The 26179-nt window shown below is 43.4% G+C and carries 18 protein-coding genes and 2 pseudogenes; 14 read left to right on the top strand and 6 right to left on the bottom strand.

Annotated features, from left to right (window positions below; translation table 11 throughout):
* Positions 1–134 precede the first annotated feature (134 nt).
* The gene (locus tag OCW38_RS20670) at positions 135–1604 is read right to left on the bottom strand and encodes a hypothetical protein (RefSeq protein ID WP_010431571.1); all 1470 of its coding nucleotides are present in this window, start codon (positions 1602–1604) and stop codon (positions 135–137) included.
* A 117-nt stretch (positions 1605–1721) separates the two neighbouring features.
* The gene (gene deoD / locus OCW38_RS20665) at positions 1722–2432 is read right to left on the bottom strand and encodes a purine-nucleoside phosphorylase (RefSeq protein ID WP_010431568.1); all 711 of its coding nucleotides are present in this window, start codon (positions 2430–2432) and stop codon (positions 1722–1724) included.
* A 347-nt stretch (positions 2433–2779) separates the two neighbouring features.
* Here deoD and OCW38_RS20660 point away from each other — a divergent pair, with 347 nt between their 5' ends.
* Entirely contained in the window at positions 2780–3751 is a 972-nt protein-coding gene (locus OCW38_RS20660; protein ID WP_016789924.1) for a L,D-transpeptidase family protein, read from the top strand.
* Between the two features lie 182 nt (positions 3752–3933).
* On the opposite strand, the gene OCW38_RS20655 is transcribed toward OCW38_RS20660, so the two are convergent.
* Complete coding sequence (locus OCW38_RS20655) at positions 3934–4200, bottom strand: Lpp/OprI family alanine-zipper lipoprotein (RefSeq protein WP_016767397.1); 267 nt, start codon at positions 4198–4200, stop codon at positions 3934–3936.
* 361 nt (positions 4201–4561) lie between these two features.
* Here OCW38_RS20655 and OCW38_RS20650 point away from each other — a divergent pair, with 361 nt between their 5' ends.
* Positions 4562–5893 (top strand): DEAD/DEAH box helicase, encoded by a 1332-nt coding sequence (locus OCW38_RS20650; RefSeq protein ID WP_010431556.1) that lies wholly within the window; start codon positions 4562–4564, stop codon positions 5891–5893.
* A gap of 153 nt (positions 5894–6046) precedes the next feature.
* Here the strand turns inward: OCW38_RS20650 and OCW38_RS20645 are convergent, their stop codons facing one another.
* Positions 6047–7297 (bottom strand): SGNH/GDSL hydrolase family protein, encoded by a 1251-nt coding sequence (locus OCW38_RS20645; protein ID WP_010431553.1) that lies wholly within the window; start codon positions 7295–7297, stop codon positions 6047–6049.
* 523 nt (positions 7298–7820) lie between these two features.
* On the opposite strand from OCW38_RS20645, the gene OCW38_RS20640 reads away from it, so the two are divergent.
* From OCW38_RS20640 to OCW38_RS20610, 7 genes are all read left to right on the top strand, one after another.
* Positions 7821–8762 (top strand): lipase family alpha/beta hydrolase, encoded by a 942-nt coding sequence (locus OCW38_RS20640; protein WP_010431550.1) that lies wholly within the window; start codon positions 7821–7823, stop codon positions 8760–8762.
* Positions 8763–8800: 38 nt separating this feature from the next.
* Positions 8801–9688, top strand: coding sequence for a lipase secretion chaperone (locus OCW38_RS20635; RefSeq protein ID WP_010431547.1), 888 nt, complete (start codon positions 8801–8803; stop codon positions 9686–9688).
* Positions 9689–10029: 341 nt separating this feature from the next.
* Positions 10030–12051 carry a prolyl oligopeptidase family serine peptidase gene (locus tag OCW38_RS20630; protein WP_065612637.1) on the top strand — a complete coding sequence of 674 codons (2022 nt, stop codon included), beginning with the start codon at positions 10030–10032 and terminating at the stop codon, positions 12049–12051.
* On the top strand, positions 12052–14193 hold the full coding sequence (locus tag OCW38_RS20625) for a TonB-dependent hemoglobin/transferrin/lactoferrin family receptor (protein WP_010431534.1): 2142 nt from the start codon (positions 12052–12054) through the stop codon (positions 14191–14193).
* 9 nt (positions 14194–14202) lie between these two features.
* Positions 14203–16530, top strand: coding sequence for a proprotein convertase P-domain-containing protein (locus tag OCW38_RS20620; RefSeq protein ID WP_010431532.1), 2328 nt, complete (start codon positions 14203–14205; stop codon positions 16528–16530).
* A 4-nt stretch (positions 16531–16534) separates the two neighbouring features.
* Complete coding sequence (locus tag OCW38_RS20615; RefSeq protein ID WP_016767402.1) at positions 16535–18019, top strand: Lcl domain-containing protein; 1485 nt, start codon at positions 16535–16537, stop codon at positions 18017–18019.
* Between the two features lie 2 nt (positions 18020–18021).
* Entirely contained in the window at positions 18022–18579 is a 558-nt protein-coding gene (locus OCW38_RS20610) for an Lcl C-terminal domain-containing protein (RefSeq protein WP_010431524.1), read from the top strand.
* 101 nt (positions 18580–18680) lie between these two features.
* Here OCW38_RS20610 and OCW38_RS20605 read toward each other — a convergent pair.
* Positions 18681–19955, bottom strand: a pseudogene (locus OCW38_RS20605) (methyl-accepting chemotaxis protein); the annotation flags it as partial.
* A 101-nt stretch (positions 19956–20056) separates the two neighbouring features.
* Here OCW38_RS20605 and tnpC point away from each other — a divergent pair.
* A protein-coding gene (gene tnpC / locus OCW38_RS20600) for an IS66 family transposase (RefSeq protein ID WP_261894982.1) occupies positions 20057–21483 on the top strand; the annotation gives its coding sequence in 2 pieces (ribosomal slippage) (positions 20057–20249 and positions 20249–21483; 1428 coding nt in all).
* Between the two features lie 52 nt (positions 21484–21535).
* Here the strand turns inward: tnpC and OCW38_RS20595 are convergent.
* Positions 21536–21913, bottom strand: a pseudogene (locus OCW38_RS20595) (methyl-accepting chemotaxis protein); the annotation flags it as partial.
* A gap of 483 nt (positions 21914–22396) precedes the next feature.
* Here OCW38_RS20595 and OCW38_RS20590 point away from each other — a divergent pair.
* The 4 genes from OCW38_RS20590 to pstB all read left to right on the top strand — a co-directional run bounded on the left by OCW38_RS20590 (position 22397) and on the right by pstB (position 26024).
* Positions 22397–23218 (top strand): phosphate ABC transporter substrate-binding protein, encoded by an 822-nt coding sequence (locus OCW38_RS20590; protein ID WP_010431515.1) that lies wholly within the window; start codon positions 22397–22399, stop codon positions 23216–23218.
* 122 nt (positions 23219–23340) lie between these two features.
* The gene (gene pstC, locus OCW38_RS20585) at positions 23341–24270 is read left to right on the top strand and encodes a phosphate ABC transporter permease subunit PstC (RefSeq protein ID WP_010431512.1); all 930 of its coding nucleotides are present in this window, start codon (positions 23341–23343) and stop codon (positions 24268–24270) included.
* Positions 24271–24335: 65 nt separating this feature from the next.
* On the top strand, positions 24336–25199 hold the full coding sequence (gene pstA / locus OCW38_RS20580; protein WP_010431509.1) for a phosphate ABC transporter permease PstA: 864 nt from the start codon (positions 24336–24338) through the stop codon (positions 25197–25199).
* A gap of 75 nt (positions 25200–25274) precedes the next feature.
* Complete coding sequence (gene pstB, locus OCW38_RS20575; protein WP_010431506.1) at positions 25275–26024, top strand: phosphate ABC transporter ATP-binding protein PstB; 750 nt, start codon at positions 25275–25277, stop codon at positions 26022–26024.
* The last annotated feature ends 155 nt before the right edge of the window (positions 26025–26179 follow it).

Genomic DNA, 26179 nt, shown 5'->3' with positions numbered 1-26179 from the left:
GTGATTTAGGATAAGCACCAATTATCTTTCCTAGAGCGTCAAAGAAACATCTATCTTTTCCAATTATGGGTGTTACCTCATGTTGTTGCTTTAAAATCAATGAGTTCCCGAATAAATATCTATATGCTTCGCTGCTATGAAAGTAGTTGCTTTAGGGTTAATGGCTGCTCCGCGACACCTAAGCGCTGTGCGGCTGTAAGGCCCTGCTTATCTTGGTAGCACAGATTGTGCCAAGCTCTGAATATATCGAGCAATGGAAGGATGCCCCCAGGACGAAGCTTACGTCTAGGTTCATTGATAAAGCTATCAAATAGCAGTTGAAACCGCTGCTGATAAAACTTAGTTTGCTGAATTGAAGCAGTGTTAAACCACTGTTTTGGCTCTGGATTATTACCTGTTAGGTAGCATATGCCTTTCTGGTTGTCACCTTGATTTGCGATAGCCCAGCGATCACGCCACCAACTCATATGGACGATATCGATTTTTTCAAAACTTTGATCGTCTTGCCAGCCTGAATCTTCTTCAACATACATCAGGTCAATATTTTGACTCTGAATGCGCGGCAAACAAACGCTGAGAGCGGCAGATCTTAGTAATGGATCTTGTGGCATATAAATAGCGACGTGTTTGTTTTCGTCACACATATCAAGCACATGCAAGAAATGAGCATAAGAGGTATAGGGTGGTCGAACTAGCGCGCCTTTAGAAGGGTAGCTGAATGCGGTGAGGTTCCCCATTGGGTCTTCAACGTTACCTCTGGCAAGAATCACTTGGTACTTTTGTTCAATACGCTCTTTTAGCTTATCTGATGGCTGGGGAAGCTCTAGATTCGCTTCTGACGAATGCTCCTTTGATACAAAGCGTGCAACGTCGTCGTAAGGGTTATGATCGACATTCCCAGACGGTTCTTCGTTCTGAGAGTAATTGACGTGCTGACAAAGGATATAACCAGAATGTGCCTCGCCCGTTGCTATCCAAAGGACACCATTATTACTTTGCGGCTGTAGTCGCTGATAATGCGAAGCAAATTGGTAATTTTTTGCATGATTAACCCATCGTGCATCGATCATTGCCAACTTACGACGACAACGACTCGCGATATGGTCAACATGATCATAGAAAGTCTTTGGGTTGATCTCTAATTTTCTGCAGATCTCACGTACGGAATAACCCATGAACAATAAGCCCATGAGGTTCTCTTGAAACTGAAGTTTTTTATTGGATCCAGACCACTTATCAACGAAGGTTGATTGGCAGTCTTTGCATCGATAGCGTTGCCTGTCACCACTATAGCCAAAGGCATGGTAAAGATGTTTATGGGTATGAACCGATAGGCCAAAGTTCTCGCAATCATCATTACGACAAGCAGGAAGGCCATCGCTGTGAAGTTGTCTTAGGCGATGAAGTTCGCTTAACACTTCACGATTGTTAAGTAAGGGGGGGAAAGCTCCACACTCACGACAAACCATCGCTGGACGCTTAGGATTCGCATGTTGCAAAACATATCGTTTTGCATCGCTCAAGCCAAAGTTGTCACACGCCAATGTTTTACAAAAGTTGAGTTGTAATCCATCCGCATCTTTTGGCAGCTTGTCGTTGGACACGATCGCCCCCTCGGGGTTATTTAGGCAGCCAAGCGAACTTGGCTGCGAGGTATTGCGTTTCAATCTATGTATTGTCAAAAACTAGCTAGTGTAAAAGAGATAGCTATTTTCTTTTAATTAGATGTTGATTGCTGTTTCAAGAGCAACGGTCATCATGTCGTTGAATGATTTTTGACGATCTTCTGAACTTAGTTTCTCACCACGGATGATGTGATCAGATACTGTAAGAATTGTTAGGGCTTTAGCTCCTAAGTCTGCAGCAACACCGTAGATACCAGCCGCTTCCATATCAACACCAAGGATGCCTAGTTTTTCCATTTTTTCGAAAAGGTCAGCTTCTGGAGTGTAGAAAAGGTCAGCAGAGAATACGTTACCAACTTTAACTGGAACTTCTTGTGAACGCGCTTGTTTTACTGCTTCTTCTAGCAGACCGAAATCAGCGATAGCAGCGAAGTCGTGGTTGTTGAAACGAATACGGTTTACTTTTGAGTCAGTTGAAGCACCCATACCGATAACAACGTCCATTAGTTTAACGTCGTCACGTACCGCGCCACAGCTACCTACACGAATAACGTTTTTCACACCGTACTCAGCGATAAGCTCATGTACGTAGATGCAGCATGATGGGATACCCATACCGTGGCCCATTACAGAAACTTTCTTGCCTTTGTAAGTGCCTGTGTAACCAAACATGTTGCGAACGTCACAAACTTGCTTCACGTCATCAAGGAATGTTTCCGCAATGTATTTTGCGCGAAGCGGGTCGCCCGGCATAAGTACTGTTTCTGCGAAATCACCAGCTTGAGCATTAATATGAGGTGTAGCCATGGTCGTTCTCCAAAGTTTATGCGGTAATGATAGGAACAGGATTTAATCAATTACCGATTCTGTTGAATTGAATTCGTTTTGTTGAGGCAATATTAGCGAGTTGGAACGAGGCTCCATGAGACTTTAGTCACAAAACAGGTCTACCATTATAGTTTTATTAATATTGATAACCAAATCTGTTGAAAGCTTAAAGGCAATCGATTTTGTTTGGTAAGATCGTTGTATATAAAGAGAAGAACGCGCTGATTGGCTCAAAACAGATTGGCTTTTTAGTTGTAACTAACCGTTGTAGAGACATTTGATCAGCGATAATCTAAACTTTGATAAAAGACAAACCAAGGAATTGTATGTCGTATTGCGCTAACACTACGCCTTTGCACTCTATGAGAACACAGATACGTAAGGTAGCTTTGCCTCTAGTGAGGGTCACCTTGCTTGTGGCGGCGATGGCTTCGTCGTGTGTGTCTGCGGCGACCTTTGAACTACCTCCGGCGGAAAGCCGCATCGTCGGCAGGATACAACAACACGAAGTGGCTGCTGGCGAAACGTTAGCCAACATTGCGAAACAATACGATATTGGCTTTCTCTCTTTAATGGCAGCAAACAAAGGGGTGGATCCTTTTCTTCCTGCAGAAGGCTACGTGTTAAGTATTCCTAGCCGTTTCATTTTGCCTGACACCCCAAGAGAAGGGATTGTCATCAATCTTGCTGAGTTAAGGTTGTACTTTTTTGAGCCGGATAAGAACCAGGTTCATGTTTTTCCTGTAGGCATTGGTCGAGTAGGGCGTGATACACCCGAGATGATCACCAAGATAAGTCAGAAAAGACCTAATCCAACTTGGACTCCTCCCAATTCAATTCGTAAAGAGTATTTAGAGAAAGGTATTGAGTTACCACGAGTGGTCCCTGCGGGTCCTGAGAATCCTCTAGGTGAGTATGCATTGCGACTTGCTTATGGTGCGGGTGATTATCTTATACACGGCACTAATAAAGATTTTGGTATAGGCTTGCGAGTCAGCTCCGGATGTATTCGCATGGAACCGAAAGATATCGAATGGCTTTTTGAACAGGTTAACCGCGGTGAGCAAGTCACAATCATCGATGAGCCGATCAAAGTCTCTTTAGAACCCGATAGAAGCGTGTTTGTTGAAGCGCATGAACCATTGACGCGAAGTGATGGTTCTAAGAAGGCGTTGCAGATTCCGGTTGAACTAAAATGGTGGCTTGAAGATGCTGATTTGCCAAATTCAAAGGCTAAAGCGGTTATTTTTGCTCAAAATGGTGTGCCGGTTGAGATAGCACCACCGCACCATTTGTGACTAAGTTTTAGTTCGAAAGGTTCTTTGAAAAGCATCACTGCTGTTCACTTTCTCTCACTCTTTTTACCCTTTCTTTTTTCTTTATTCCAAATAAAAAACACCACCTCTATTCGGAGGTGGTGCTATCAATTTACTGCATTTTGCGACTGATATAATCTACAGCTTAATTGCGTATGTCTTTATTACTTAGTGTAAGACTCTGCAATGTTGTCGATACGGTCGTTAGCACGATCCGCTTCTTCTTTTGCTGCCATAGCGGCTGCAGATGCTTCTTGAGCCTTCATTTCAGCGGCAGCTTTGTCACTCTTAAGCGCTTCAACTTCGCTGCTTAGTTCAGCAACTTGGTTAGTCAATTGATCCATTTCTGACATTGCAGCTTCTTCTGGCTCAGAAGAACAACCAGCTAAAATGAAAACTGAGGCTGCAGCTGCGATTAACGTCTTATTCATAAGAACTCCTTGCTTATTTATCATCAAAAGATGCGCTATACATTCTTTATCATATAGTCGCTTCATTAATGATTGTAGCGACTAATTTTTTAACTGCAAAAACAATAACTAAAGAAATTGCTAAATTTTTGAGGTAATTAGCTAAGCATCACGTTCTGTCTCATTTATGAGATGGAGAGATTAGAATCGATTTTTGTCTTATTTGGAAGGACTATCCCTTTAGTGTCAATGCATACAATATACTAGGCAACTTGAGATATAAGGATAAATTTACTGTGATCTCTATCCTTATAAAGTACTTTCGCGGTATCATGTCACGTTAAATTAATTTTATTCAATACCATCAAGACTGGAGAGTCCTTTGCACTTTAAAGATTTAGGCTTAGACAACCGCTTACTGAAGAACTTAAAACATTACGACTTCAAGAAAGCGACAGAGATCCAATCAAAAGCGATCCCTGTTGCTATTGCCGGTAAGGATCTATTGGCTTCATCAAAAACGGGATCAGGAAAAACGTTGGCGTTTGTGTTGCCAATGATACACAAAGCATTAAAAACCAAAGCGTTTTCTGCTAAAGATCCTCGTGGTGTAATTTTGGCTCCTACTCGTGAGCTAGCTAAGCAAGTTTATGGCGAACTCCGTAGTATGCTTGGTGGTTTGTCTTACGAAGCCGCACTTATCTTAGGTGGTGAAAACTTTAACGACCAAGTTAAAGCTCTGCGTAAGTACCCTCGCTTTATTGTAGCGACTCCAGGCCGTCTTGCGGATCACCTTGAGCACCGCTCCCTATTTTTAGATGGTGTTGAGACGCTAATCCTTGATGAAGCTGACCGTATGCTTGATTTAGGCTTTGCTCCTGAACTACGTCGTATTGCGAATGCCGCTAAACACCGTCGACGTCAGACTCTAATGTTCTCTGCAACGCTCGATCACGCGGAAGTGAATGGTATTGCAAATGAGATGTTAGACGCGCCGAAGCGTATCTCGGTGGGTGTTTCTAACGAGCAACACTTAGATATCACACAAAAGTTCTACTTGTGTGATCATCTAGACCACAAAGAGGCGATTCTTGACCGTGTATTAGAAGAAGCTGAATACCGTCAGGTTATGATCTTCACGGCAACTCGCGCAGATACCGACCGTCTAACGGAAAAGCTGAACGAGAAGAAGCTTAAAGCGGTTGCACTAAGTGGTAACCTAAACCAAACGCAACGTAACGCGATCATGAGCCAATTTGAGCGCGCGGTATACAAGATCTTGGTAACAACAGACGTTGCTTCTCGTGGTATTGATATTCCAAACGTAAGCCACGTTATCAACTTTGATATGCCTAAGCACACGGAAGAGTACGTTCACCGTGTTGGTCGTACTGGCCGTGCTGGTAATAAAGGTGATGCGATTTCATTGGTTGGTCCAAAAGACTGGGACAGCTTCAAGCGCGTTGAACTTTACCTTCAGCAAGATCTTACTTTCTCTATTTTAGAAGGTTTGAAAGGTAAGTTTAAGGGCATTAAGCCGCGTAAACCCGCTGTTGCTAAAGGCGGTCCAGCGAAGAAGAAAACCAATACTCAAGCTAAGAAAACGCCTAAGAAACCGGTTAAGCGCGATAAGAGCTTCCACAAGAATGTGGCAGTGGGTGATACCGTGTTTATCCCTAAGAAGAAAGTTGCTCCAAAAGCGGACGACGAGTAATCAACTTGCGTGACCTAAAAGCTTAGCTTTGAAAGGTTGATGCAAATAAAAAACCGCCGATGATGGCGGTTTTTTTGTATCTGTACCTTGTGTAAGCCTTAACTTTCGGTACTTACAGGCGGCAACTCATGAGGCTCGATGAGCTCTTCCTCGCTAGAAATTGAACGTTGAGAACGAGTACGCCAAGATATGGTCTGCGATGTATTTATGAGTTGCTGTCGTTGGGTGTGTCACGCCCCAAAATACATAACTATCCGAGCCATATGTCGCGCAGTCGCTGGTTAAACTGTGGCTTCGTAAATAGTCGGTCGATGAGCTTCTGTTGATATTTAGGCAGGCATCACTCGCATTCCTAAAGCCATGCTGCTCAGGATTATTAGTGATACTGGCAAAGAGTGCGTTTGCATCGAACAACACCACGTTTTTCCCCATGCCTTGATAATATTCGGCTTGAGCTTTGATGAATTGGTTGAACTCTAAAATCTTGCCACGAACTTTAATGATCTCTTGCTCGGTCGAATATTTAAATTGCGGAGCCTTGGTCGCATCGGGCAATGTGAAGAGTAAGATATTGTTCGCTCCAGATTCTGTTAAGCGGATCAAAGCGCTACTGAAGTCGGCTTTTACATCGGCGACCTCTCTGCCGTAATTCATGAAATCATTGAGGCCAAATTCTAACGTAAATAACGAATTTTCCGGGCGGTAGTTTTTCGCAACTTTCATGTAGGTCAAGTAAGACGTAACTTGGTCATAAACACCAGTCAGTGCGACGTATTGATTGGTACCTGCTGCGCCACCCACGGCCCAGTTATAAAGAGGAACGTCTTTGGCTTTAGCTAAATATTCGGTCCAAACCAAACCGTTTGAAAAGTGCCCTAGAAACCATGAGTTTGCATTTGGGAAAACCCATTGAGAGCCATTAAATAGGTTGCCAGTATCAGAAAGGCTATCACCAAAGGTAACAATACGATTGATACTATTGGCTTGCACAGCGTTATCGTTGGTCCAGATTGAGTGATTGTAAGAGAAGCGATTGTCTGCGGCAAAATAGGTGATGTCTCCGACATCATGTTGGAGGCCGAGAGTCTGTTCACAACGCTGTTTGATTTCAGATTGTGGGGCGTCACTGTAAAACATATTCTTGAATGAGACTGAAGACCACCAGTATCCATTTATCGTGTAATAATCTCCATTTTCCTTCTTTGCCCATTGCCAATCTGTGGCTGGAGAATCATGTGATGCGTCGGTTCGATACCAACATCGAACATAGGAATAGGTTTGTTCTCCTTGTGTTTTTAGAACCTGTGCAGACGTAATCGATTCAGGAGTGGGTATAGAATTTTCTTCAGATGCATAAGCACCAAAAGGGATGGTTAACGCGAGCATCAAAGCCGTATTTTTCATCACTGCAATCTCTTATTGTATTTAGGTAAGCCAAATAAAGACGTTGTTTTGTGTTGCTTGTTATTCTTAATAACTGAATAGCGAATAACTGGTACGACCTATATCTAATGTCAATAATTCTCGTCAACATATTCAACCTCTGGTTGTCCTCTAACTGGCATAAGCATCAAATTTTCAACGGCTTTTCTATTGTTCGAACAATCAAATATAAGACGAAGTTTGCCATTGGATTTTGGTTAGTATTTGTTCCTTAGTAGGCTTTCATTGGTGAGTACTCACGAGTAACCTGGACGTGAGCCACTATTGTGGAATCGAATTCGATTTTTCTAAGTCATGTAATAATGCATTTAAATCAGTTATTTACTGTTGGGCATGTTGTTAGGAGACATAGGTTGAATGTTAATCACCGCTGTTTAATTCAAGTTCATCATCACAAATATCAATCTCCAATTTTCTTTTTTATAAAATTCTAACCTAGGGTTCCTTTACTCATCAGAGGTCTAATCTGTTTAAGGAAAGAGCATTGAAAAAGATATTAATTTGGACGATCGCCTGTCTATCCAGTTTTGGAGCCTACGCAGGCACAAGCGCATCGGCATTAGAAGCCAGTGGATACACAGAAACGAAATATCCCATTATGTTAGTACATGGTCTGTTTGGCTTCGATACATTAGCGGGTGTGGATTACTTCTATGGCGTACCTGAATCTCTAACCAAAGATGGTGCGAGCGTCTATGTAGCGCAAGTATCAGCGACCAACAGCTCTGAAGTCCGTGGCGAGCAGTTGTTGGCTCAAGTTGAGACACTGTTAGCCGCGACAGGGGCAAGTAAGGTGAACCTTGTCGGTCACAGCCACGGGGGACCGACAGCGCGTTATGTCGCATCAGTTCGTCCTGATCTGGTTGCCTCTGTGACAAGTATTGGTGGCGTCCATAAAGGATCTAAAGTTGCCGATCTCGTGCGTGGAAGCGTGTCAGAAGGTTCTCCCGCAGAAGGTATCGCGGTTAAGTTGGCTGGTGGATTAACTACGCTCATTAACCTGTTATCTGGTGGAACGGATCTTGACCAAGACGGTCTCGCATCTCTTGAAGCTTTAACGACGGAAGGCTCACTTGCATTCAATCAGTTTTACCCTGAAGGCGTTCCGACGTCTGAGTGCGGTGATGGTGAATGGCAAGCCAATAACGGTGTTTATTACTATTCATGGACAGGGTCATCCACTTTTACCAACCTTCTTGATCCTACCGACGGAGCGATGACAATCCTTGGCTTAGCCTTCAATGAACCGAATGACGGACTAGTGGGGGCATGCAGCGCGCACTTAGGCAAAGTGATTGGCGACGATTATAAAATGAATCACCTAGACGAAATTAATGGTTTGCTGGGGATTCACCATCTCTTTGAGACCGACCCTGTGACGCTCTATCGTCAACACGCCAATCGATTGAAGCTGGCTGGCCTTTAGGTTGCTTACCCATTTATTAAGACCTTAAGGAACACATAATGAAAAAGACCGCCATTTTGTCGATAACCACGATAGCCCTGATGAGCACAGCGGCGGTCTTTTTATATCTAAAAAAGGAAGACCCAGATTTACACAATGACGAAAAACGAAGCGCTTCTTCATTAAAGGTCGCCTCTCAACAAGATACCGACATCGATAACGCATCAGCCAAAGACATGATGGAATATTTCGTGTCAGGCAATACAGAATTAACCCTTGAAGATATTCGTGACAATGTCGCAAGGCACCACGAACAATCACCAACAGTCATTGTCGATGAGGCACTGTTTACCAAGTATCTTGAATACAAATCAGCGTTGACATCTATAGATGTTCAATTCGATACGATCTCAGCAGAAGATTTGCGTTTGCTCAATCAAACGTTACTCGATCTCCAGGCTCAATTTTTTAGTCAGAGTGAGATAAGTATTCTGTTTACCCATGACAATAAAATGAGGGAAATAGCCTTAGAGAAATTGCTTCTGAGACAGGAAGGTTTAGCCGAGCAAGATTACCAACAAAGGTTCGAATCGTATTTGTCTGAACAGCCCAATTACGTTCAGTCGAGTTATCAGAACCAGGTGTTACTCCAACAGCTTTCTAGCTCTGAAGGTCTAGATGAACAAGCGAAATATTTGAAGAGAAACGAACTGGTCGGTGAAGAAGCAACCCAAAGGCTTGAATCTCTGGATCAGCAAAGAGCCGAATTTGAAGAAAATTTGAAGGTTTACTTTGCCGAGCGAAATGACATTTTGAACGACTCCGCCCTCTCAGAAAGCGAACTACAAGAAACAATTGCTCAACTTAGGGCGGCGCGCTTCGCGCCAGAACAGGTTCGAAGGGTTCAAGCAATTGAACGAATCAGAGCTGCGAGTCTGGGACTGTGAATTTAGTTCGCAAAATCAACCATGCGAACCGGCCACACTAGTTAAGTCGATGATTCCTACTAACTCAAAAGCTCTAGATTTAAGTCATTTTATCAAAGATAAGAAAACGATTGCTTTCTTTAATTAATGCTGACAAATCCAATATAATCAATATTATTGACTGATTTGTTATTCATATGCAAATTTAAATAACACCTGATATTGCAATGGTAACGCATCATAAATTAGCGTTCTTCTCGTGACTGGCATCACATATCTATGTAAATGATAATTGATCTCATTATCGTTTGGGTGCATCATGCGCGAAATTTATTGATTTAGCGTATGGATTTGTTTTGTTTATGAAAGCATTTGTGTTGTTAGCTTTTGTTTTGGTCTTGTCGGCAGGAGTTGGTGCTTCGGATCAGTTCTCTTGGCTCAGAGATGATTCCCGTAGTGCGAATAAAGTACTTAATTATCTCAATCAACAGAATGATAAAACTCAGTTGCATCAAGAACGTATTCGATCTCTGAGCGAATCCCTACAAAAGAAATGGCAAGACAATCGTCCTGAACGAGCCGATAGACCATGGCAGGAAATCGGTGGCTACGAGTATGCGATCCTAAATCACAAGGGCAAAAGAACCTTATTGTCCCGATTAGTTGGGAGTAAGGATTTGACCGAGTTGCTTAACATTGATGCTCGTTCTACGGAGCACAATTACTATCAGTTAGGTGATTGGGCACTCGACTCAACGAAAACCAAGCTCGCAATAGCAGAAGATATTACGGGTACTGAACAGTATCGAGTGAGTGTTGTTGATCTTAAAACTCAGCAAGTCACACTAGTAGCTCAAAATGTAGACAGTTCGCTTGCGTGGTCGAAAGACGGTCAATCTCTGTATTTGATTCAACTTGAACAACAAACTTCGAGACCTTATGCGCTAACGAAATACTTCTTAAATGAGTCAAAGCCGATTCAATTAACGGAAGAGTTGGATTCCGCTTGGTTGCTTTCGTATTACCTTTCAAGTGATAAGCAATTTGCTGTCGTTCAGGCAAACAGTGAAAACTCCAGCGAGCAACGTTTGTTAAACCTCGATAACGGTGAAATCTCCAAACCACTATTACCACGAAAAACTGGGGTGGAATACTACGTTGATGTTTCGGATTCTATGTTGTTTGCAAACAGCAATCACGACCGCAATGATTTTGCTTTTTACTCTGCACCACTTACTCAGGCTCCACATATCAACCTCTGGCGAGCGGTTTTTGAACCAACGGACGAGTCTAGAATCAGTAACTTCTATTTGTTTGAATCCGGCGCTGTGGTTGTTAGCCAAAGTGGTGCGTCTCAGTCTCTAAATTTTCTCGACAAAGATAACCGCTATCGTTCAAGCCAGTTATTGGCTGACGCAGGCCAAGTTGCTTGGGTAAGCCAAGTGGGCGACTACCAAAGTAACAAATTGCATATTCGCAGCATGTCTTTGACTCAGCCAGCAAAGTGGGACCGGTTAAATACTGATACTTTACAACGAGAACGCTTCTCTCAAGACCATTACCCTCAATACCAACAATCAGCGTATCAAACCGAGCAAGTTATGGTGAATTCTGGTGGGGTAACAATTCCAGTCACACTGGCTTATCGCAAAGACAAATTGACTAAGACCACACCAGTGTTTTTGTATGGATACGGAGCTTATGGCATGGCGATGAAGCCCTATTTCATGCCACAAATTATTAGCTTACTTGATGAAGGTGTTATTTATGCAATTGCACATGTTCGTGGGGGCGGGTTTTATGGTGAGTCTTGGTATCAAGCCGGTAAGGGGATTAAAAAAGAAAATGCCATCTTGGATTTCATCGCAGTTGCTCGTGATTTGACAGCATACAATCTTGGTAAGCGCCCTATTTATGCGATGGGTGGAAGTGCTGGTGGCACTCTTGTTGCTGCAGCTTTAAATCAAGCTCCTGACTTGTTTGATGGTGCTGTCCTTAAAGCGCCATTTGTTGATGTTGTTAATAGCATGTCTGATTCTGCATTACCTCTAACAGCTCAGCAGTACGGTGAGTGGGGCAATCCAAACATTGCCGATGAATTGAAGGTCATGCAGCAATATGACCCTTATCTGAATCTTAGCGAACAAAATTACCCACCGATATTGATTCAAGTTGGCCTCAACGATCGCCGCGTTCCCTATTGGGAAGGGGCTAAGTATTACGCAAAATTAAGCGAGCTAACGACTGGAAGTGGGCCCTATTTATTGTCGACAAACTTTACTCAAGGACATTCGACAGATAGACGAAAATCCTTAGCGCAACAAGCGTTTGAATACGCATTCCTTTTATCACTTACCCTGAAAGACATTAAAGCGGAGCAGTAAATGAAGCTTTCCCCCCTATCAGCGGCAGTACTGAGTGTACTTGCTGCCAACGTCGTGCACGCCGAATCTGAGGTTTACCACTTTGAAGAGGTGCTCGTAACGGCGAACAAAATAGAGCAACCGTTATCTGAAGTAGCAGGTTCAGTTGCTGTGATCACGGGTGAAGACCTAGAAAAAAAAGGCGCAACAGAACTCTACGACGCAATAAAAAGTGAACCTGGAGTCAGTGTTTCTGGGGGGGCAGGCCGACCGCAAAACATTACTATTCGCGGTATGACAGGTAACCGGATTTTGATTGTTAAAGACGGGATAAAATCTGCTGATGGTTTTGGGGCTAATGACATCAACGACAAAATAGGGCGCAACTCATTCGATATGTCGAACCTCGACAGTATTGAAGTCATCAAAGGTGCGAGCTCGTCTGTGTATGGGTCCGGTGCGATTGGTGGTGTTGTGGTTGTGAGATCTAAAAAGCCGGGAGACTACCTCGACGATAAAGATTTCTATAGCGACGTCTCTGCAACCTATACCGGTATCAGTAATAAATACAAAGGTGCGACAAACCTTGCTTTCCGTTCGGGGAAATTCGAAAGCTTGGTTAATCTTTCTTATTGGGAAGGTGAAGAAACCCGTAATTTTGATGAAGACCTATATAACCGAAGTATCGATGGCGTCGGTGGTGGTTACACCCTGAACTACTGGTCAAGTGACGCTCTGATGCTCAAAGGCAATGTCGAGTATTACAAAGAGAATTCAAGTCGTAAAGAAGGGTCTTCTAAGATCCAAAAGGACGGTAAATGGGACACTGAAGATTTTGACCAACAGTCTTATACCGAGACGTTCTCTGCGTATGCGGGGTTTGAGTATCTACCTGCCAATACTTGGTTTGAGGAATTAGATGCCAAGATTTATTGGCGTGATATGACTAATGAAGATACCACTAATCGTTTGATGTCTCGAAACAACAATAACGTTTCTGAGTTACGTAGAACGATTGATATTCGTGGTTTTACGGATCAGCTTCTCGGTGTAAACGCCGATTTTATTAGCGCATTCCAACATCAAAACATGAACCATACCTTGTCTTATGGTGTGAATATGGAAACCAACCTCCATGAGCGTCCAAGTCAATCTTCTGTTTTAGATTGGAACGGAGTGTCACTTAACGCGGATGTCCCTTTTGCTCCAGCCCGCTCGTACAATTTTGCTGCTTTTATTCGTGACGCGATTGAAATTGACCATTGGACTGTGACGGCAGGAGCCCGTGTTGATTTACACCAGTTGAAACCTGAATCACAGAGCACAATCAATGACTATGAAGTGAAGGAACAAAATTCGAGTGAGTTTTCTCCTAGCTTATCGGTGAGTTATCAGTTAACAGACTCGCTAAATACATACCTTTCGTACAACCACGGCTTTAGAGCACCGGGTTATGACAAAATTTATGGTTATCAGAACCATGATTTTGTCCCAATTACCCCATTTGTCATTGTGCCTAATATGGACCTAGAGGCCGAAACCAGTGATTCGTTTGAATTAGGCAGTAAGTTTGATAATGGACAAACACAGCTATATGCGGCCGTTTTCTATCAAAAGTTCGATAATTTTATCGACGTTAAACAGATCTCATTTGTGCCGGATCCAAATACAGGTAACTACTACAAGCAGTATCAAAACGTAAATGGAGTCGAGACATATGGCATTGAAGCTTCTCTTGCACACCGTTTAAGCGATTTTTGGAGTGTGAGTACTAAAGTCGGCTACGTTGATGGAGAAGATGAGGACGGAGAAAAAGTTCGTACGCTAACACCTTGGGAAGGTAATGCCGAGGTGACTTATGACGATAACGCCTTCTCCGCTTATGCGCAGGTTAATTGGGCGCAAGCGATGGATAACGTCCCTCAATGTGAAGATGATTTAGGTATCGTTACTGACTGTGCGACTACTTCTGGCTGGGCGAGTGTTGACCTTGGCGTAAGTTACTCTTGGACCTTCGGTTTGGATGTCAGCGCTAATGTTATCAACCTTTTCGACAAAGAATACATCCGTTACCAAGATGTCGCGGGCATAGCTGATAGTAATAAAGTTTACTCTACAGAGCCTGGTCGTTACTTCACCGTTAACGCCAAGTATGCGTTTTAAGGAGGACATATGAAAAAGAGTCTTCTATACATTGCTTTGTTGTTGGTTTCAGCAACAAGCAGTGCTGCCGAATGGGATTACCCTCTCGGTAATATTGTTGTAACAACGCAGCAGGAAGCCAAAGCGTATTTAGAAGAAGCTTATCCTGACGTTGGTACGCTGAGGTTTCGCTATGAAACACAGTCTAAGTTGGGACACCACTATAACTTCGACTTATTGATCAAAGGTGAGTACCAACAACAGAAATCTGTGGTTCTATCCACTAACTCTGACGAGCAGGTTTCACGCGTTTTCAGAAGCTTAGAAAATACCGTGTTACTCAACGGAAATCCGACAACGGCTGCTGAGCTAGAAGTTCCTCGCTTATTAGAAGCAGAGCGTGCGCCGAGCTTAAGCAGTGGCCAAGTGGTTGCGACGCATGTGAATGTGTTCAGTCCTGATTTAAGAACCATGGATAGAGCTGCGCCACCAGAAAGTTTGCTCACCGATGTGAGTCAATATCCAAGCCTCCCACACTACGTGCAAGCGGATGTGGAGGTATTGAACCACAGCGATGGTATCTACCTTACCAATGCTCGTATATCTCAGGTTGATGCAACAGCCTTGTATTCACTTGACCCAGACTCAGGTGCTGTAACGAACCGTGACACTTCAAGTTTTCTCGCAGCTGAGGGGCTCACAAAGTTTGCGGATCTGAACGAGCTGCAAAATGTGGATTGGCAAGATGTGCGATTCCTACAATTGATGGTATTTGCTCATCTAGATCAGTCTTTACGTTATATCAGCAGCTTGGGCTTTGATCTGTTTGATGCCCCTCTTGAGTTCGATGGCAGAGGCTTATCTGCAGATAACTCGACGTACTATTATGGCCCCAAAGCGGCTTTATTTGGTATTGGCGGTGGCTCACCTGATGCATTAGATGGTGATGTGATTCTGCATGAGCTTGGCCATGGGATTCATTATCACATCGTAAAAGATTGGGCTTACGGCCATACAGGTGCCATCGGTGAAGGGTTTGGAGATTACTGGGCGGGTAGTTTTAGCTTTCGTATTCAATATGAAAATGCACAGACTCGCGGGCAAGAGTTCGAGATAGATACTGTCTTTAACTGGGATGGTTACTTCGGGGTAAGGAATACCACGCGTAGCCTGTGGAACCAAAGGGCACGTTACTTTAGACAAGCAGAATATCGCCCTCATGAAAGTGTTGCTGGTGAACTAGGTGATGAGCTTTGGTCAACGCCTTTATTCCAGGCTCTGAAAGCCTCAGTTGAGCAGTATGGTGAGATCGCTTTTAACGAGTTCGATTCAATCGTACTCGAGTCTATGTATGGGCTAGGTCGTGGATTGAAAATGCATGACCTAGCTGAGAGCACTCTGTTTGTGGCTCAACAACTATATCCAAATCGAGATTATGCTGAAATATTGAAGCAAAAGTTTGATGTGCATGGATTGATCATCGAGCCATTTAAAGTAGAGGCTCCTGACCGTTATGTTGATCCAAAGAAGCCGTTGACGATTGAGTTGTACCCAACATTAAGACAGGCTCAAGTGGATGGCCAAATCAATATTTCAGAATTGGTGAAGTCGTTCGTTAGCGATCCGGTTGATCAGTTGTCGATAGAGGCGACACTTCCGACCGGCGAGATGTGTGGTTCTTCAGTCGCCATGAATACGAGTGTCGACTACCGATACAACGACGCCCTCAAATTACACAATTGGCAGCATGATTTGTCTCTTGTATATGGCTTACCTGTACTCGAATCCGATATCAAAGAAGTGAACAGTTACCTTCCTGATAGCCGGTTTAGCTCAACTAATCAGCCGATCGTTGGCTTTAAAACATTCAATTTCACTCTAAATGGCACGGCTCAGACCGCAGACGAAAATTTCGGTCTGTATTTAGATATCGATCACCCTCGGTTGAGTGATTTAGTGGTGACCCTTATTTCCCCGAAGGGAACACGAGTCGATTTACTTAACCATAAATCGACGCGATTTTCTGGCTTTGATGGTTACTTCACACTTAAGCATGACTCGGTTCTTGATTCGTTTAAGGGTGAGCCTACTAACGGGTCTTGGCGTTTAGAAATTGCCGATTACGTAAATGGTGAAACTGGGCACTTAAAACGGTGGGGGCTTGGCACGATTTCGAAATACGAATGTGGAGAAACAACGACTTCACCAGAAGAACCAACAGTTACCAGTGGCTCTTCTGGTGGTTCAGCTTCACTCATATCAATTCTATTCATGTCCTTGCTCTCGTTCGGCAGGTCATTTGGTACGCGTTACTTGTCTCTAATGGCAAGGCTCTTTAAAAACAAAACAAGAAGATAACTCTATGAAACCTCAATTGACAATTTTGGCCATCTCTTTGGCTCTTGCTGGCTGCGGTGGTTCGGGCGGTTCCGATACCTCTGCATCAGCAGCACCAACCTATACAGTGTCAGGTACAGTGACAGCACAGAATGTAGATTTACAAAGTAAGGTCTGTGCAGACATAAATCAAAACTACATGTGTGATAGTGGAGAACCAAGCTCGGCGGCTAACGCGAATGGCGAATTTAGTATTACTAGTACTAAGAAGTCGATTTTATCGGTTCCTTTGTTAGCTCAGGTGGATACGGGGATTGCAGCCAATAGCACGAGCGCTTCTGCATCTTCTTACGCTTATATTGCCGCTCCCGGTCTTCAAAAAAATACGGGAAATGAGATTAATGGTATCAGTTCACTATTGGCGGGTTATGTCGCGGACGGATTGACAGTTGCTGAGGCTAACAACAAATTAAAAGCGCAGTTGGCGAAAAGTGGCATCACTATATCTGGCGATATTCAAGACGATTTATCTGCATCTGAACTCGCGAGTCTGGAACAAAATATCGTATCAACAATTAAGGCGTTTAAGCACTCTAATCGTGCGTTCATGCTGGCTCAATTGAGTGCGAAATTTGATAAGAGTGCGGCCGATTATGTAGGTGGAGTACTCACTAATGACCAAGTTACTGCTTTTGCAAATTTCCTCGAAGGAGAGCTAAAAGCTGCGACAGCATTGAATGATACGGGTGTTTTACGCTATTTCTCAGACATCGATGACACACAAAATGTCGTTGAACCACAGAGTTCATTCCCAGGTCAAGATGCAGAATACGGCTTTGATAAAACAGAGCTGAATGACAATACCGGCAATGGTTTCCAGTTCGCAAAGTTAGATTCAAGTGGTCAGGTGCTTGCTGATGATGCTGCGGAGTGGTCTTGTGTTTTGGATCAACGCAGTGGCTTGATTTGGGAATCGAAAACGGATGACGAAAGCTCTATTCAATATAAAGATCGCATATTAGCGCTTGAGCTACCCGGACTAGTAACGCCTTACGATCAAGATGTTGATTTAGCGACGTGTAAAACGAAAGGCGATGCGATATGTACCACTCAAGATTACGTTGAACATATCAATGCAATGAACTTATGCGGCAAGTCAGATTGGCGCTTGCCAACATTCAATGAATTCTACAACGTGCTCGACTTCGGTGAGACAGAAACCAACTCGGATGGTGAAGTTTATGGTTTAACTTACAAGTACTTCCCACATCAAACCCTTGGTATTGACTATACGGCTTACACTGGTTCGGTATGGACTCAATCCATTACTTATAGCCAATATACAAACACAGCTGTTGAAGGTGGCTTCTATTACAACGAGATTGGAACCCAGGGTTCAGACAGAGGGGTTGTTGGTTCTATAGAGATCTATTCAGGTGATGTTGATTCTTCGGATAATTATGACTCGTTCCAATTCCCAATTCGTTTAGTTTCACTACAAGGTCAATAGATATGAAAAATTTACTCTCCATCACTTTAATGGCTCTGTTTTCTGCGGGTGCAATGGCACAAGAGTGCAGTTTAGATATGGAAAAATCGGCTCCGAGCACGCGTTATGTTGCGAATGATAATGGGACGTTTAGCGATGAACTGACAGGGTTAACTTGGATGCGTTGCCAACTGGGTAAAACTTGGGATACGAAGACATTAGCTTGTAGTGGGCCTGCTGAAACGTATCACTGGCAGAGTGCGCTCTCTATGGTTGAATCAATCAATGATCAGAGTGGCAGTCATGCGTTGCATAAGTTCGGTGGTGAAAAAGAGTGGCGCATGCCAAACATCAAAGAATTAGTGTCATTAAAAGAAGTGGCTTGTCACTCTCCAGCAATGAGTCACAAGGTGTTTGGTGATACGTTTAACGTTGAAGCTGGAAACTTAGCCGTTTATATATGGAGTTCAACTCCTGCGAGTGATGGTCAGAGCGTGATGACGTTTGATTCGATTAATGGTGAGGTTTACCAGTACAACGCCGCACAATATAAATTTAGCGTCTTGTTAGTTGCAGAATGATTTAGTTCTTAATGCGTAAATAAAAAGGCCGTGGTTTTCCACGGCCTTTTAGGTTCTGGCATATAGGTCTTAACTTAGATCTGAAGCTTAGACTTTAAACCCTATACCTTAAAATAATCCAACTGCTGCTTTTGCTGCTCGGCTAAGTTAGATAGCTCGTGGCTCGCTGCTGCGGCTTGAGTAATACCGGTTACGTTTTGGCTTACTAGGCTGTAGATGTTTGAGATATTACGGTTGATGTCTGCAGTCACTTGGCTTTGTTCTTCTGCGGCAGAGGCAACCTGAGTGTTAATTTCTGTCATGTCGGTTACTGAGTTAGCAATACCAGAAAGGGCTGCACTCACCTCACCTGAGAGCGTTTGGTTGTGCTCTAACATAGACAGTGAACTGCTCATGCTCTCATTGGCGTTACCCGATTGAACCTGCAAGCCTTCGATAATTGCTTGGATCTCTTTGGTTGAATCTTGCGTACGAGCAGCCAGCATTCGAACTTCATCGGCTACCACTGCGAAACCACGGCCACTCTCACCAGCTCGTGCGGCTTCGATTGCTGCATTAAGTGCAAGAAGGTTAGTTTGCTCAGAGATGCTTTGAATTACTTCAATTACCTTACCAATCTGCTCGGAGTGCTCTTTTAACGTGCCTACAACGTTTGCCGCTTCGCTCAGCTGAGTCGCCATTTGCTCATTAGCTTGGTTGCTCTCATTAAACAAGCTCATGCTGTGTGTTGCCATTTCGTCGGCTTGCTTGGAAGCTGAGTCGGCTTGTACTGCATTCTCGTTTACGTGCGATGCTGTGCTCTCAAGTTGGTTTACAGCAGAAGCAACTTGCTCCACTTCTTGCTTCTCTTGATCTGAGTTTGCGCTTGATTGTGTCATTACAGCCGCGAGCTCTGTCGATGCTGACGCCACTTCGATACTGATCCGAGATAGTGAACTTACGGTGTCTCGCAGTTGTTCAACAGATTGGTTTACGTCTTGTGCAAGACGTGAAATTTCATTGTTACCTTGTTCATCTGCTTTAACTAACAGGTTGCCCTTTGCCACTTCACGCATGGTTTCCTGAATATTACTGATTGGTGTAACGATGACACCAGCCAGTGTCCAACTAATAAGCAGAGCAGCAGAAAGTATGACTAAAAGTGCGATCGTCGCTGTATTGAGCGTGCTGGTATGTTGTTGACCGTTGATGTGGACTTCTTGGGTAGCAATGTGATTCAGCTTTTTAGAAAGAGTATTGATAGCTTGTACCATTTCATTTCCCGCGTGACGGTATTGGTCGATAGCGGTTTGGTAACTGGCATCAAAATTAGAGGGAAGCGCTGTATTGCCGTGTTTTGCGGTCAAGAGAGGGAGCATGGTGATACGAGAAAAATCGTAAGTGTTCACCAAGCCCTATTGACATAAAAAGTGTGACCTTACGCAATTGATCCCACTTTGGGTCTTGAGTGATCATTCTGGGAAGCCATTATGGTTTCATGACTAGAAAAAAATCACCTAAATACCAAGAAGCACCACCTGAAGTCTCAGATTTGAATGAGGCTAAGGTGCTTATTGATGAGCTGTGGGAACAGCTCCGACATTATGAAGACAAGCTAACCACTAGCTCCAAAAACTCTTCAAAATCGCCCTCTTCAGACAATCCTAAAGATCGCCATGAGCGAAAAAAGCTGAAAGCTCTGGTGGTCGCAATTCGAGAGGAGCTAAACAAGGCCACACAGGGCATCAACGAAAGCTCTCACCGTTAAAAAAAACGGATGTCATCATTGACTGTTTCCCTGAAACTTGTCCTTGTTGCGCTCAATCTGACATTGAGGTTCAAGGTGGGCCATACTATCGCCATCAGGTCTTCGATATTCCAAAACCCACTGTCGATATCACCGAATACCGTTTATTTTCAGGTCAATGTAGGCACTGCAAAGAAACCGTCAAGGCTCAAAAGCCTGACGATGCATCGCAAGGGATTATAGGGCCGAACTTATTAAGTTACATTGGCGTGCTTGCAGGGCAATATCACCTCAGCGTTCGGAAAATCCAATCTCTACTCAAAGAACAGCTTGGCACAACCTTTTCGGTCGGTGCGATTAGCGAAGCGCAAACGAAGGTCGCTTCAATGCTAACGCCATTGCATCAAGCGATAAAACAAGCGTTAAAGAAAGCGCCTTTGATTCATGCTGACGAAACCTCTCATCACCGAAATGATGAAACAAGCCTTCGTTGGTGTTGGTTAGTGGCCAGTGATGACCTTGTCTATGAACAAATACTCTATTCACGCTCTACCTCCTCAGCAAAAAAGGTCATCGATGAAGACTATGCAGGTATTGTGGTCAGTGACCAGTGCCCAAGCTATAACTGGATAGCCGAAGACCGTCATCAGTTATGTTGGGCACATGTGAAGCGCAATCTTCAGCAAATGGCGGATTATAGTGGCGGTGGCCACACCGCTTATATTGGCAAACATCTTTGTTTGCTGACGAACGCCATTTTCCATACTCGGCATCGTTATGAACAAGGTGAATTGGATTATTCACTGTACTTGCGGCGAATGCACAGGCTACAAAAATCGTTCGATCATTGGTTGAGAAAAGGGACAGATGTGATGGTCAAGCGGTATCGAGGGCGATGCAAGTTACTGCTTAAACATAGAGAGAGCTTGTGGGTTTTCCTCAAGAAAACATCAATCCCCTTAACCAATAATGAAGCTGAGCGATGTATTAGAGGTTTTGTCATTCAAAGGAAAATTAGCTTCGGAACGACCTCGGATGCAGGTGATAAATTCCGTAGTCGTATCCACACACTCATCGAAACCTGCAAAAAGCGCGGTCTATCAGCAATGTCGGTGTTGAGTGAAATCATCACGGCTGTTGTGGCGAAGAGACCGTACCCCAACGTCTTTGATCTATAGGTGACTCTCACCCTCCGTTAATATCAAGTCAAGTTACCTTGGTGAACGATTACGAAAAATCGACATAGTGATTCATCGCTTTACGCATTGCAGTGACTTCTTCCTGCATTCCTGTAACGGTGTTCAATGAATCTAATAGACGCGCATTTTGGTCACGTTTTTGGTTTAGTGTCTCAACTAAGGTTTTCACATCGTCTGCATTAAATAAGCTGTAAATCGCTTTGATACGCATACCGTAACTGTTGTCGACGATTTCACTGAGTTCTTCTTTATGTAGGATCAACTCATCGGTTGAAACTGACACATCTTTAAAAGCACTTTCGAGTTTATCCCCACCGATAATGACGCCAGCCAATAATAAGACGACGGAAAATAGAACCGGAATAAGGATCTGTATTTTTATAGATAAGCCACTGAGAAGTTGGCGCATTTAATGTCCCTCTTTGAATAATTTAGTAGATGAGAATTATTATTATTAAAATTGATTGGGGATTCTAACTAATGAGACTGACAATTCAATCAGTAAAGGTATTCATTTTGTTATATGCGATAGGTATTTGATATACATGATTGTTTATTGTTCAAAATTGCGATTTAGCTGCACATTACTCTCAATTGTGTTACGCCTATTTGATTGAAAAACATAGAAATATATTGGTTGTCGTTCGATATAAATAGAAGGGAGGTTGGTTGTTTGGCGTCTGAATTCTACACAAATAAGTGTGGAGATAAGCGAACCTGATGGATGTGTAACTACCGATTCATTAAAAAGAGGAAAAATGAGCCATTAATTTGCAGTTGTCATATAGGCTTCAATTAAGTGAAACACAACTGTCATATTTGGATTCTAAAGTGGGCACCGTTCAAGCAAAACACAACATTACGGCAATAACGCCATTAAAGGAAATTTGTGATGAAAAAGACAGTTATCGGTGCAATCGCTCTTTTAGGTGCACTAACAGTGACTCCAGCTTCAGCTAAAGAAACTATTTCAGCAGTTGGTTCAAGCAGCGTGACTCCACTGATGGAAGTTTTCTCTGAAACATACATGAAAACGAATTCAAACGTATTTGTTGAAGTACAAGGCCCAGGTTCTTCTGCTGGTGTAAAAGCAGCTAAGAACGGTAGTGCAGATTTAGGTATGTCTTCTCGTAATCTTAAAGATAGCGAGAAAGAAGCAACACTCGTTGAAGAAGTGGTTGCTCGTGACGGTATCGCAGTTGTTGTTAACCCTAAGAATGGTCTTGACGGACTAACAGCTGAGCAAGTAACGGCTATCTACAAGGGTGAAGTAACAAACTGGAAAGACGTTGGTGGTGCAGACAAGCCAATCGTAGCAATCACTCGTGATACGGCATCTGGTACTCGTGGTGCATTCGAAGACATCATGGCTCTTAAAATGGAAATTTCTGGTACAAAGGTATCGGCAATCTCTCAACGTGCTCAAGTTGCGAACGGCAATGGCGCACTAAAAACAATGGTTGCATCTAACCCTTACGCAATCGGCTATATCTCTCTAGGTACAGTGGATAGCTCAGTTAACGCACTTGCTATCGACGGTACTGAAGCATCAGTAGACAACGTTAAGAACGGTTCTTACAAAGTGGCTCGTCCTTTCCTAGTGCTTTACAAAGAAGGTCAACCTTCTGCTGAAACTCAAAAGTTCCTAGATTGGATGCTAACTGACGAAGCTCAGTCTCTTGTTGAGAGCAAAGGCTACATCGCAGTTAACTAATCTAAACCCAAATTAATAATATTGCTCAGCCTACCTTTTCAGGCTGAGCCTTTTCTATCCCACTTCGAGTTAATCCTGCGCTTACATAGCGTGTTGAGGATTATCGATATGTGAGACTTGTTATGACCATCGCAACGAATAGTGAACAGCTTATGAATAGCGAAGCGACTCAACTGAAACGCAGCTTACGTCAAAAGAAGCGTGTAGATTGGAAAGAGCGTATTTTTCACGGCTTATTTCTTACAAGCGCAATTATCGGCATCGTATCTCTTGCTGTTATTGCTTACTTCATCGTTAGAGAAAGTATCCCAGCATTCCGTGAAGCGGGCCTATCAGGTATCGTTTTAGGGCAAAACTGGCTACCACCAGCACTTTACGGTGTTGCTACCATGATTGTAGCTTCTGTCGTATCGACATTGGGTGCGGTAGTAGTTGGGGTGCCTATTGGTGTATTAACGGCAATCTTCATTGCTGAAATCGCGCCAAAGCGTCTAGCAGACATCATTCGTCCTGCTGTTGAATTGCTAGCGGGCATCCCTTCGGTAGTTTATGGCTTCTTTGGCCTCGTTATTATCGTTCCCCTGATTCAAAATGTGTTTCAAGTGCCTGCGGGTAACACGATCTTGGCTGGTATTATTGTATTGGGTGTAATGATCCTTCCTACGGTAATCACAGTTTCTGAAACATCAATTCGCGCGGTGCCAAGAACGTATAAAGAAGGCTCTTTAGCGTTAGGTGCTTCAAAAATCTTTACCATCTTCAAGCTTCTCGTTCCTGCTGCTCGTTCAGGCATCATGACTGGTGTGATTCTTGGTATTGGTCGTGCATTAGGTGAAACGATGGCAATCATTATGGTGATGGGTAATGCACCAGCGATGCCTGAAGGTATTTTAGATTCAGCTCGTACACTGACGGCGAATATTGCGATTGAAATGTCTTACGCAAGTGGTATTCACGCAAGTGCGTTGTACGCAACGGGTGTTGTTCTCCTTGTGTTCATCATGTCTCTGAACGCGATTCTACTTTACTTGAACCGTGAGAAGGCGAGGTAAACATCATGTCTTTAGAAAATAACGTAACACCTCAAGCTAACCCTACGAAGTCGCAAGGTAAAACGATGAATAAAGTTGCGCTAAAGAAAGCTCGCGCACGTAAAGATGCGGTATTGAGTGGCTTTATCTGGGCTGCTGCTGCTCTTACTGTGGGCTTCTTATTTTGGATAATGTGGTACATCCTTTCTAACGGTCTACAGCACGTTGATTGGAAGTTCATTACTGACGATTACACTCGTACTGGTGATGAGCACGGTATTTTCCCGATGATCATCTCTACGATTTACATGGTTATCGCTTCGATCGCGGTTGCGGCGCCGCTTGGCATCATGACAGCAATCTATCTGACTGAATACGCAAAAGTAGGCAGCCGTTTAGTTAAAATCATTCGTTTTTGTACCGAGTCATTAGCGGGCATACCGTCGATTATCTTTGGCTTGTTTGGTATGACATTCTTCGTGGCTATTTTAGGTTTAGGTTTCTCTATCCTATCGGGTGCGTTGACATTGAGTATCCTGATTCTTCCAGTGATTATTCGTACCACTGAAGAAGCGTTGATGGCAGTCTCTCAAACTTACCGTGAAGGTTCGTATGGGTTGGGTGCTTCTAAAATCTACACAATCTGGCGTTTGATTCTTCCAAGTGCAATGCCAGGTATCATCACTTCAGTTATTCTGAGTATTGGTCGTGTTATTGGTGAATCAGCACCCGTATTCTTGACCGCTGGTATGGTTGCTCGTATCCCAGATTCATTGATGGACTCTGGCCGTACACTAACTGTTCACTTATATAAGTTAACGACGGAACTGTTTACCATTGAAGAATGGAATCAAGCATACGGCACAGCAACAGTACTGATTGTTCTTGTACTGCTGATCAACACACTCACTAAGTTGATCGCAAGACGTTTTAACACTGCAACTTACTAAGCAGAGCTTTCTTGAGCCAAATGAGCTCATAAAACAAACGCAGTACAGACTTTGACGAATTACGAGATTACGAATATGAACAAATTTAATATTAAAGATTTAGACCTTTTTTACGGCGACAACCAAGCACTTAAATCAATTAATTTACCAGTGCCAGAGCGTCAAGTGACGGCTTTGATCGGTCCGTCGGGTTGTGGTAAATCAACATTATTGCGTTGCCTTAACCGAATGAATGACCTTATCGAGGGTGTGAAAATCACAGGCCTTCTTGAAATGGACGGTACCAACATCTACGGCAATATCGATGTTGCAGACCTACGTATCAAAGTGGGCATGGTTTTCCAAAAGCCCAATCCATTCCCAATGAGCATTTACGAAAATGTCGCTTACGGCTTACGTGCTCAGGGTATTAAAGACAAAAAGCATATTGATGAAGTGGTTGAAAGTTCACTTCGTGGTGCTGCGCTGTGGGATGAAGTGAAAGACCGTTTGAAAGCACACGCATTCGGCCTATCGGGTGGTCAACAACAACGTTTGTGTATTGCTCGTACAATCGCGATGCAACCTGATGTGATTTTGATGGATGAACCTACATCAGCACTCGACCCAATTGCGACTCATAAAATTGAAGAGTTGATGGAAGACCTGAAGAAGAATTTCACTATCGTTATCGTAACGCACTCTATGCAGCAAGCGCGTCGTATTTCAGACCGCACAGCTTTCTTCCTAATGGGAGAGCTTGTAGAGCACAACGAAACAAGTGTTATCTTCAGCGAACCCAAAGATGATCGTACCAAAGGTTACGTAAACGGTGACTTTGGTTAATTGATTATTTAAGTGTTGTTATGACCTTTTGTTTCCGCTGTCAAATACCAAAGCACGCTAACTGAAACCAGGTTAGATAATCGAATCGATCGACAGAATTATCACTATAACTATAAGCGATGGAAGTTTTGCCCCACTTTATGTGGGGCTTTTTT

The organism is Vibrio cyclitrophicus (assembly GCF_024347435.1).
Lineage (GTDB): Bacteria > Pseudomonadota > Gammaproteobacteria > Enterobacterales > Vibrionaceae > Vibrio > Vibrio cyclitrophicus.
The sequence above is the reverse complement of the archived record's forward strand: the minus strand, read 5'-3'. Positions and strand labels throughout refer to the sequence as shown.